The sequence below is a fragment of the Frankia sp. AgKG'84/4 genome (genome assembly GCF_023242965.2).
Lineage (GTDB): Bacteria > Actinomycetota > Actinomycetes > Frankiales > Frankiaceae > Frankia.
Genome location: NZ_JALKFU020000146.1, coordinates 1 through 10,420, shown reverse-complemented (window position 1 = coordinate 10,420; position 10,420 = coordinate 1). Strand labels below are relative to the sequence as shown.

The window sequence follows — 10,420 nt, the reverse complement described above, 5'->3', positions numbered from 1 at the left end:
CCACGGGGGCGTCCCGGCCACCGCCGCCGCCGCGCCCACACCACCGCGGCGGGACTGGCTGTCCATCGCGGCGGTGTGCGTCGCCTTCATGGCATTCGGGACGGCGGTGCTCGCCGTCTACGGCCTGCGGGGCGGCGGCTCGGCGCAGACTCTGCCCGACGCGGGTCGCACGCCGGCCGCGGCCGAGGAGGCCGTGGCGGTCCACGGGTCGGCGCGATCCGACCTGACGACGCTGGCCGATTCCCGGGCGAGCCTCGTGCAGGCCGACGTGATGCGCCACGCCTCGGAGCTCCTGCGCGGCCGGGTGGAGGGCTCCCAGACGCTTGCGCTGCAGCTCATCGACCCGTGGACGCGGTCAGCGGCCGCCCAGCCGACCTCCGCGGTCTCCGCCATGTCGCAGGGGACACAGGCGGCGCAGGGGACCCAGGCGGCGCAGGGGACACAGGCGGCGCAGGGGGGCGCCAGGTCGCTGCAGGCGGCCATGGCCGCCGCCGCCGCGGGCCGGCTGCGCGCGCTGCTGGACACACCGCAGCTACGCATCTGCTACCAGAGCGTGCTCGCGATGACCGGCGGGAGGATTCTCGCCATCGACCGGGCCCGTTTCGACGAGGAGCCCGCCATCCTGATCGTGTTGTCCGTCCCGATGCGGCCGTCGGCCGCGCGTCTCGTCGTCGTCGACGCCCAGTGCGGCATGACCAGCGCGTCCGCGACGCCGCTCTACAGCGCCACCGCCGTCCGCGGGTAGCGTGACCACGATCACGGCTGCCGGCTGGATCCACGGCACTGCCGGGCACAGGATGGAATCAGACACGGCCGAAGTCCGTTGTCGCTGTCGGACACGGTTTTCGGCCCATCCGGCGAGACCAGATCCCGAGGTACGACCGAGGCCGGCAGGCCGCCATGCGGCCCGCCGGCCGTCGGCGGACCGCGTGGCGTGAGAGGAGCGGGTGTGACAGCCCAGCAGCAGGTCCAAGAAGTCACCGGACATGGCGGCCAGCCGTCCGGCGACGACGTGCGCGACGTCATCATCGTCGGGTCGGGGCCGGCAGGGTACACGGCCGCGATCTACACGGCCCGCGCGAACCTGCGCCCCCTCGTCTTCGAGGGCGCGGTCGCCGCGGGTGGCGCGTTGATGAACACCACCGAGGTCGAGAACTTCCCCGGGTTCCCCGTGGGCATCCAGGGCCCGGAGCTGATGGAGAGCCTGCGCAAGCAGGCCGAGCGGTTCGGCGCCGAGCTGGTGCCCGACGACGTGACCGAGGTCGACCTGACCGCCACGCCGAAGATCGTCAAGGTCGAGGACCAGACGTTTCTCGCGCGCACGGTCATCATCGCCACCGGTTCGGCCTACCGCAAGCTCGGCGTCGAGCACGAGGACCGGCTGCTCGGGCGCGGGGTGTCGGCCTGCGCGACCTGTGACGGCTTCTTCTTCCGGGACCAGGACATCGCGGTGGTCGGCGGCGGCGACTCCGCGATCGAGGAGGCGACCTTCCTCACCCGCTTCGCCCGGTCCGTCACCGTGATCCACCGTCGCGACAAGCTCCGCGCCAGCGCGATCATGCAGGAACGGGCGTTCGCCAACGAGAAGATCAAGTTCCGGTGGAACGCCGAGACGGTCGAGCTGCTCGGCGAGGACAAGCTCGCCGGTGTCCGGGTGCGGGACCTGGTCACCGGGGAGACCGAGGACCTTGCGGTCACCGGCCTGTTCGTCGCCATCGGCCACCTGCCGCGCACGGAACTGGTGCGCGGCCAGCTCGACCTCGACGGAGACGGCTACGTCCAGGTCGCGCATCCCACGACCCGGACGAACATCGACGGCGTGTTCGCCTGCGGCGACGTCGTCGACCACACCTACCGACAGGCCATCACCGCGGCCGGCACCGGATGTTCCGCGGCGCTGGACGCGGAGCGCTTCGTCGCGGCCCTCGAGAGCGCCGGCGAGGCGGCGATCGAGGCGCCCCGGGCGCCGCAGCCGCAGTCCGCCTGATCGACCTTCACCCCACCACCACATCCAGCAGGGAGAGCAAGCCATGGCAGGCAGTACTGCACCGGTCACCGATGGCAATTTCACGGCCGAGGTCCTCCAGAGCGAGGTCCCGGTTCTGGTGGACTTCTGGGCCGAGTGGTGCGGCCCGTGCAAGATGGTGGCGCCGGTCCTTGAGGAGATCGCCGCGGCCCACGGTGACAAACTGCGCGTCGTGAAGCTGAACATCGACGAGAACCCGGAGACGGCCCGCGCCTACGGGATCATGTCGATCCCCACCATGGCGGTCTTCGTCAAGGGTGAGATCGACAAGAGCATCGTCGGCGCGAAGCCGAAGGCAGCGCTTCTGCGCGACCTGCAGCAGTACATCTGAACCAGAGTCCGGTCGGATCCCGGGGGGCGCGCGTCCCCCGGGATCCGACCGTCTCCCACGGCCCGCCGCGTCCAGCCGGCGGGCCGTCGGCGTTTCACGGGCCGGTGCCGGCCCGGTCGGTCGACGTCCGCCGTCGGCCTTCTGACGCCCGTTCCCCCGCGACCTCCACGCGACGGCGGGACGAGCCGGCCGTGAACGGTCAATGCGGCAGGTTCCCGTTCCTGACCGGTCGGGACCACCTGGGCATGGCCTAGGCTTGAGATCCAGCAATCGTCAGTCGGTGGCAGTCCGTCGATGCGGCGGACCCGTCTCCGGTTCACCGGAGAACACCCTGGGGTGGCCAAGCTGAAAGGTTCATCTTCGTGAAGCTGCTGCGGCTGGGAGACCACGGTTCCAAAGTCGCCGACGTCCGGGCGGCCCTGACCTATCTCGGTTTTCTCCCAGCTACCCCCCGGCAAGGCCGAGAACAGGATGAGTCCGCCGCAGCCGGTGAACTCGCCCCTGCGGTGCCTGCCGTCGGCGAGGAGACCGCGAGCGGCGTGTCCGGTGGTGAATCGCCCGCGGCCGAGCCGCCGGCCGCGGGCGCGGCTTCGCCCGACCGTTTCGATCGCGACCTCGACAACGCGCTGCGGGCGTTCCAGCAAAGTCGTGGCCTTTCGGTCGACGGCATTCTGGGCCCCGACACCGCGCGCGCGCTCGAGGAGGCCCGCCACAATCTCGGCGATCGACTCCTGTACCTGAGCGCCGCACATCCCTTCGTCGGCGACGATGTCGCGGCCCTGCAAGAGCGCCTGTCCAACATGGGCTTCGATGTGGGCCGCACCGACGGCATCTTCGGCCCGCGCACGGAGAGCGCTGTGCGGGACTTTCAACGCAATCGCGGCCTGGAGACGGACGGCCGCTGTGGTCCGGTGACGCTGCGCGAGCTGGCGCGGCTGCGCCGCACGGTCACCGGGGGTCGGCCCGACGTCCTGCGGGAATCGGTCCGCATGCTGGCCCGCGGCACGTCCCTGCTAGGAGTGATCGTCGCGCTCGACCCGGGCCACGGCGGAGACGACCTCGGCATCGTCAGCAACGGCCTGTGCGAGCGGGACCTGATGGCCGATCTCGCCGCCCGGCTGTCCACCCGGCTCCTCGACTCCGGCCTGGAGACGCACCTCATTCACGGTCCGGACGAGTCCCCCTCGGAGACCGAGCGTGCGGCCCGCGCCAACGCCCTGGAAGCGGACCTGCTGATCTCGCTGCACGCGGACGGCAGTCTGTCCGCCAGCGCGCAGGGCGTGTCCGCCTACTACTACGGCAACGCCCGCGGGACGTCGGCGATGGGCGAACGCTTCGCCCAGCTCGTCCAGCGCGAGATCGTCTCCCGGACGACCCTGCAGGACTGCCGCACCCATCCGAAGGTCTGGGATCTGCTGCGCCGCACCCGGATGCCGACCGTGCGGCTGGATCTCGGCTATCTCACGAACGAGCACGACGCGCAGGCGCTGGGCTCGGTGGAGTTCCGAGCCGCGGTGGCCGAGGCAGTCCTAGCGGCGACCCAGCGACTGTTCCTCCCGCCCGAGATGGACGCTCCGACCGGTCAGCTCCACGTTCCCCGACTCGCGGGACGCGCCTGACCCGTCCAGGTGGCGGCGGGAGAGAGGTTTCACGTGAAACGGGCATCAACGTCGACCCTCGACCGGGACCTTCCCGCCTAGGCTGAAGCCGAATGACGCTGCCCCTCCCGATCTGTCCGGGCAGCGGCCCGGTGGTCGATCGCTGGAGTGCCCGTTAGATGAGCCGTCGCATCGCGAACATCACCCTGGACAACATCGACGACTTGCCCCTGCCCTGCCGTCGGTGCGTGTTCTGGGAACTCGACCCGGTAGCGCGCAGTCGCGCGGAGGAGACCGGAGCCACCGATCTGGAGAAGGAGGCCTGGGTCTCCTCGGCGCTGCTCGAATGGGGAAGCTGCGGAAAGATCCTCTACATCGACGAGGTGCCGGCCGGCTTCGTCATGTTCGCACCGCCCGCCTACGTGCCTCGCTCGGCGGCCTTCCCCACCAGTCCCGTCTCGGCGGACGCGGTCCTGCTGATGACGGCGCTGATCGTCGACGAGTTCAAGGGCCAGGGGCTCGGGCGCATCCTCACCCAGGCGGTGACGAAGGAGATTCTGCGCCGCGGCTTCCGCGCCGTGGAGGCCTTCGGTGATCTGCAGGATTCCGGCACTCGCTGCGTGGTGCCGGCCGAGTACCTGCTCGCGGTCGGTTTCAAGACGGTGCGGCCGCACCACCGCTGGCCCAGGTTGCGGCTCGAGGTGAAGAACGCGGTGAGCTGGCGCGAGGACGTCGAGGTCGCGTTGGAACGGCTGCTCGGCTCGATGACGCCCGAGGGGGTGCTCCGCAAGGTCGGTCAGGCCGGCAATCCGGCCTGACCACGCACGGCCGTGCTGACGAGCGGTCGTGCTGGCGAGCGGTCGTGCTGGCGAGCGGTCGTGCTGGCGCACGCACGAAGGCCGGCCAGTCGTCACCCGGCCGCCGCGGCCCTCCGCGAGGATGTCGGCGCCGAGGCGATCGCGCCGTTTCGGCCTCGGCTGCCTGGTCCCGCACGCTCCACGGCGGGCGGGACACCTCGCGGGCCGGTCAGCCCCCCGGGTTCGTCTGTTCCTGGCCGCCACCGGGGGACATGGCCGAGACGATGCGCTCCAGGTCCTCGATCGACGCGAACTCGACGGTGATCTTTCCCTTGTTCAGGCCCATATCGACCTTCACCCGGGTCTCGAAACGGTCCGACAGCTCGTCGGCGAAACGAGCGAGAACCGGCGAGGCGGCCCGCGGTCCACGTGGCGCCCGCTTGCGGGGCACCTCCTCGTCGAGCGCGACGATCTCCTCGACGGCACGCACCGACAGCCCTTCCGCGACGATGCGGGTGGCGAGGCGATCCTGGGCCTCGGGATCCCGCAGCGACAGCAGCGCACGGGCATGCCCCGCGGACAGCACGCCCGCCGCGACCCGACGCTGCACGGCAGGGGACAGCCCGAGCAGCCGGATCGTGTTCGTGACATGCGAGCGGGACCGGCCGAGGCGGCCCGCGAGTTCCTCGTGGGTCGCGCCGAAGTCCTGCAGGAGCTGCTCGTACGCCGCCGCCTCTTCCAACGGGTTGAGCTGCTGGCGGTGCAGGTTCTCCAGCAGGGCGTCGCGCAGCATCGCGTCGTCGGCCGTCTCCCGGACGATCGCGGGGATCACGGTCAGGCCGGCGACCTGTGATGCCCGCCAGCGCCGCTCGCCCATGACGAGCTCGTACCGGTCCTGCCCCACCGGGCGCACGACGATGGGTTGCAGCAGGCCGACCTCGCGCAGGCTCGCGGCCAGCTCCTCCAGGGCGTCCTCGTCGAAGTGCGTCCTGGGCTGGCGCGGGTTGGGGACGATGTTCTCGACCGGAATCTCGCGGAAGTACGCCCCGAGCAGAGCCGTCGGGCCGGTGCCCGGCTGCTCGCCGACCTTCAGGCCGCGGCTGCCGCTGCCGTGTTCCGCGTAGTCGCCGTCGTTGTAGTTCCCGTCGCGGTAGTTCCCGTGTTCGGTGCGGCCGAGCGCGCTGGGACGAGCCGTCTCCCGCTCCTCGCCGGGCGGCGGCGCGACCGGGATCAACGCGCCGAGCCCGCGCCCCAGCCCGCTGCGCCGAGCACTCACCGCGATGCTCCGTTCGGCTCCCAGCCGCGCTCGGCGAGCTCCCGCGCCGCCGCGAGGTAGGACAGCGACCCACGCGAGGTCGGGTCGTAGGTCAGGGCCGACTGCCCGTAGCTCGGCGCCTCCGCCAGCCGGACGTTGCGGGGGATCGTGGTGCTCAGCACCCGCTCACCGAAGTGCTCCTTGACCTCCTGCACCACCTGATCAGCCAACCTCGTCCGCGAGTCGTACATGGTCAGCAGAATCGTCGACAGGCGCAGTTCCTGGTTCAGGTGGGCCTGCACCAGTTCCACGTTTCGCAGCAGCATCCCCACGCCCTCCAGCGCGTAGTACTCGCACTGGATGGGGATGAGCAGCTCCCGCGCCGCGACCAGTGCGTTGACCGTCAACAGCCCCAGCGACGGTGGGCAGTCGATGAAGACGTAGTCGACCTCCTGCTTCATGCCGGCGATCGCGCGCCGCAACCGGTTCTCCCGGGCGACGAGCGAGACCAGCTCGATCTCCGCGCCGGCGAGGTCGATCGTCGCGGGGGCGCAGAACAGCGACGGCGCCTCGCCCGACTCGACGATGACCTCATCGAGCGGACGGTCACCCAGCAGTACCTCGTAGATCGAGGGGATCCCGCTGTGATGGTCGACCCCGAGTGCCGTCGAGGCGTTTCCCTGCGGGTCGAGGTCGATCACCAGGACCCGCACCCCGTGCGAGGCGAGGGCCGCGGCGAGGTTGACCGTGGTCGTCGTCTTCCCGACGCCACCCTTCTGATTGGCGACGGAGATGATGCGTCGCCGAGTGGGACGGGGGAATGGTTGTCGTCGTTCTGCCGCCAAGGCTTCCACTGCCGCTGCTGCCGCCGCTCCGATCGGGGTCGACCGGTCAAGTGGATCCAGGGCGGGGATCGTGGACTCGTGGCCCCGAGCGCCCCCACCGGCGGATCCATCCCGACCCGTCAACGCTGTTTCACGTGGAACGAGACTGTCCACGCGTCGGTTGGTCACGGCCGATCTCTCGTGATCGCCGTGAGTCCCACGCCGTTCGTCCGGCCTGCCTGTCATCGTGCCGCTCACTGTCGCCGCGCCCTTTCCCCTTCTCGGCCCGGGGAGGCTGGGAGGAACGCACAGCGCGAAGGACACGGGTGGGTTCCGCCACCCGACCCTCTCCGCACACCACGACGTCCACCGGATGCCAACCCTGGGTTCCGAGACTGCCGCGCGCGTCCTGCAACTCCTCCAGGATCCGCGAACCGCGCATCGCCAGCATGACACCACCCGGTCGCAACATCGGAAGGAGGATTGCGCCCAACCGCTCAAGCGGGGCGACCGCACGTGCCACGGCTACCCCGAATCTACGACTGTCCGGGCCGATTCCGGCATCCGGCGCGCGGCCACGCCGAACGGAAACCCGGTCCGTCAGCCGCAGTTCGTCGACGACCTCCTGGAGGAAGCGGCACCGTCGCTCCATGGGTTCAAGCAGTTCCACCCGCACGTCCGAGCGGGCCAGCGCGAGCGGAATTCCAGGCAGTCCGGCGCCGCTGCCCACGTCAACGGCGTCGACATCCGCCGGGACGGCCTCGGCGAGCACCGCGCAGTTGAGCACGTGACGCTCCCAGAGCCGCTCGGTCTCGCGCGGGCCGATCAGCCCGCGCTCGACCCCGGCGGTCGCCAACAGTTCGGTGAAACGGATGGCATCGGCGAGCCGCGGACCGAACAGCTCCGCGGCCACTGGCGGGGCGGGCGGGACCTCCCCCGCTCGGGGGGCCTGGTCTTCGTCGGTCATCGCACACCTGCCCGGGTGGGTCCGGACGGGCCGCGTGCCGCACCGAACCACGCCGAACCACGTGGATGGCCTCCGGTCAGCGACGGGGCGGCCGGGCGAGGCGGATGACCGGCGGCCGCGACGGCGCCGGCGGGGACGGATGGGGCTCGAAGAGAACAGCGCACCCGCCCAGCATCCTCGCCGCGCCGCAGGCGCTGCCCGGACCCGTCCCTGACGGCCGTGCACGGCGTACGACTCGGCCCCGCCAGCGGGATTCCCCTGCCGTTCGCCTCGTCCGCCCGCCGCCGTGGCGATCCCACGCCGGCGCGGCGGCGCCGGGGATCAGCGGAGCGCGTCGGCCGATCCGGCGGGCCGCGGCGACGGTGCCGGGCAGTGGTCGTAGACGGTGAGTGTGCCGGTCAGCGGGAACGACCAGGCACGGGCGGCGCACCAGCCGGCTCGCGGCAGCGCGGCGAGCTGCCCGGCCAGGCCGGCCCGCTCGATGTCGAAGACGAACACCACCAGCCGCCGTGGTGGGTGGGCTCTGGCCGCCAGTCCCGCGACGAGCGGCGGGGCGTCACCGCCGAAGAAGACGGTGTCGCCGCGAGCCACCCGCGGTGGCGTGCCGGCATCACCGGAGCCGCGCCGAGCGAGCTCGGTCGCGCGATCGGGTCCGGTCGTGGCGGGCGGCGTCCGCACCGGCGTGGGCTGCGGGAGCACGGCGCCGAGCCGCTGGTTGGCCGGGACCGGTGTGCCCGCGGTGGCGGCGGCGGGATGATCGACGACCCCCGCCGGAACGGCTGCCTGTGGATCAGCCGACGCCTCGGCGTCCGGCGTCCCGGCGGGGTCGCCGGACGGCAGAGCCGACGGATCACGGGGCCGGTCGTCGCTGGCCTCCATCGCGTACAGCCAGCCCGGCCGGGCGAGACGGCCGCCGACCGCGACGACATCACCGGGCCGGGCTACCTGCCGGGCCGCGACGGCGGCGTCGACCATCCGGTCGAGGCCGCGCAGCCGGTCCCGGTGATCCCACAGCGCGGTGCCGTCCGACAACGACGCGGCGACGGTAAGCGCCCCGCACGTGGACCACGCAAGGAGCCCGGCGACCGGCAGGAGGACGACGGCCCGTGCCCGGAGACCCCGCGACCCACCTTCGGGCGCGGGCGGGGGAGACACCACCGCGTCACGAGTCGTCTCCGCACCATCACCTGCAGCAACATCACTGCCGGATATATCGGATAGTGACCAAGTGTCCACGTGTCCAGGTGGGGTCTGAGTAAGGGTCACGGCCTTCGGGTCGCCAGCGGCCAGCTCAGGGCCGGGAAGGGCCCATTGGGCGCCGGCCGCGACGGCCAGCCGACGGATCACCCGCTCGGCGCCCACTGCCACCACAATGACGATCATCGGGACGACGAACAGGTTGGTCCGGGTCGGACCGAACGGCCAGTACCGTGCGGCGCTCGCGGCGAGCATCATCAGCTCGGCCCCACCGAGCGCGGCGAGCAGCAGCCGGCCGTCCGGGCGCCGGGCGAGCACCACGATCCCGACCAGCCCGGCCCCCGCGACCGCAACCGCGACGAACAGCGCGGGTACCGAACCGAACGGACCGCCGTGCACCGCACCGTGCAGCAGGCTCGGATCGAAGCGGTCGATGCCGGGGACCGATCCGGTCACCGTCTCCCGGACCTGATCGGCGACGAAGCGCAGCGCCGACCACGGGCCCCGGCCGGCGAGGAACTGACGGTCCCAGTAGTCGCCGTTGCGCTGGCTGGACTGGTGTGCGATGAAAGCGACGGTGTCCGCGGCGGTCAGGATGAGCGCCGGCAGGCACTCGACGAGCCGCCACCGCCGGGCCGGCCCACGCCACAGCTCCACCGCCACCAGTGGGACGACCATGAAGATGCCGGGAACGGCGAGCAGCGCCAGCAGCCCGGCCAAGGTGCGGCGGACGAGGCGCCCGCGGTCCAGGCGCGGATGGTCCGGGCGTGAGCGGCCCAGGCGTGAGCGGCCCAGACCGTCGTGCGCGGCGGTCGGGCCGTCGGCGGCCCCCGTGGCCGTGTCGGCGGGCCCGGCCATCCACAACAGCAGGATCGCGACTGCCGCCGCCGTCTCCATCGCATACGGCTTGAGCTGGGTGGTCAGGTCCAGCAGCGTCGAGTTCAGGCACAGCCAGAGGACCGCGATGACAGCAGCCGCCGTGCCGGCGAACCGACGGGCGAGCAGCACCATGGCCGCGCCGAGCAGCGGCAGGGCAACGAACCCCGGCAGGCGCAGCGACCAACTGTGCCAGCCGAACACCTCACCGCACAGCCGGGTGAGCCCCAGCCAGCCGAAGGCCGACGGGGTGTTGGCAACCGTGAGTTCCGACCACATTGACCGCGCTGGCTCGCTGACGAAGTGTGCCCGCCAGATCTCGTCATACCAGAACGGCCTGGTCAGGTAGACGTGCAGAACGCCCAGCAGACCGGCGAGCAGCAGTGCTACGACGAGCGCGGCGACCGCTGCCGAACGCGATCGCGGGCCAGGCGCAGGCGGCAACGGACCCTCCCGATCGCCCTGGCGCGCACGGCCACGCCCCGCCCGGAAACGAATCTAGCGCCCGGCGTCCGGCCGCCGCCTGCCGGGAGGCCGGCAGGCCAGGCG

9 protein-coding genes are annotated in these 10,420 nt (G+C 71.8%); 5 read left to right on the top strand and 4 right to left on the bottom strand.

Going from position 1 to position 10,420, the window contains the following annotated elements:
* The 5 genes from MXD58_RS11690 to MXD58_RS11670 all read left to right on the top strand — a co-directional run.
* The coding region (locus MXD58_RS11690; RefSeq protein WP_518477841.1) for an RsmA family anti-sigma factor at nucleotides 1–745 on the top strand (745 nt) is incomplete at its 5' end.
* 204 nt (nucleotides 746–949) lie between these two features.
* A complete protein-coding gene (trxB, locus tag MXD58_RS11685) occupies nucleotides 950–1,987 on the top strand; it encodes a thioredoxin-disulfide reductase (protein WP_248839925.1) in 1,038 nt (345 codons plus the stop codon).
* 43 nt (nucleotides 1,988–2,030) lie between these two features.
* Entirely contained in the window at nucleotides 2,031–2,357 is a 327-nt protein-coding gene (gene trxA, locus MXD58_RS11680) for a thioredoxin (RefSeq protein WP_248839924.1), read from the top strand.
* A gap of 362 nt (nucleotides 2,358–2,719) precedes the next feature.
* Entirely contained in the window at nucleotides 2,720–3,976 is a 1,257-nt protein-coding gene (locus tag MXD58_RS11675) for an N-acetylmuramoyl-L-alanine amidase (protein WP_248839923.1), read from the top strand.
* A gap of 158 nt (nucleotides 3,977–4,134) precedes the next feature.
* The gene (locus MXD58_RS11670; protein WP_248839922.1) at nucleotides 4,135–4,773 is read left to right on the top strand and encodes a GNAT family N-acetyltransferase; all 639 of its coding nucleotides are present in this window, start codon (nucleotides 4,135–4,137) and stop codon (nucleotides 4,771–4,773) included.
* A 208-nt stretch (nucleotides 4,774–4,981) separates the two neighbouring features.
* Here the strand turns inward: MXD58_RS11670 and MXD58_RS11665 are convergent, their stop codons facing one another.
* The 4 genes from MXD58_RS11665 to MXD58_RS11650 all read right to left on the bottom strand — a co-directional run bounded on the left by MXD58_RS11665 (nucleotide 4,982) and on the right by MXD58_RS11650 (nucleotide 10,315).
* Entirely contained in the window at nucleotides 4,982–6,028 is a 1,047-nt protein-coding gene (locus MXD58_RS11665) for a ParB/RepB/Spo0J family partition protein (protein WP_248839921.1), read from the bottom strand.
* Nucleotides 6,025–6,861, bottom strand: coding sequence for a ParA family protein (locus MXD58_RS11660; protein ID WP_248839920.1), 837 nt, complete (start codon nucleotides 6,859–6,861; stop codon nucleotides 6,025–6,027). Before MXD58_RS11660 ends, MXD58_RS11665 begins: the two co-directional genes overlap by 4 nt.
* 121 nt (nucleotides 6,862–6,982) lie before the next feature.
* Nucleotides 6,983–7,798 (bottom strand): 16S rRNA (guanine(527)-N(7))-methyltransferase RsmG, encoded by an 816-nt coding sequence (gene rsmG / locus MXD58_RS11655; protein WP_248839919.1) that lies wholly within the window; start codon nucleotides 7,796–7,798, stop codon nucleotides 6,983–6,985.
* A 321-nt stretch (nucleotides 7,799–8,119) separates the two neighbouring features.
* Nucleotides 8,120–10,315 carry a hypothetical protein gene (locus MXD58_RS11650; protein WP_248839918.1) on the bottom strand — a complete coding sequence of 732 codons (2,196 nt, stop codon included), beginning with the start codon at nucleotides 10,313–10,315 and terminating at the stop codon, nucleotides 8,120–8,122.
* Nucleotides 10,316–10,420: the final 105 nt, after the last annotated feature.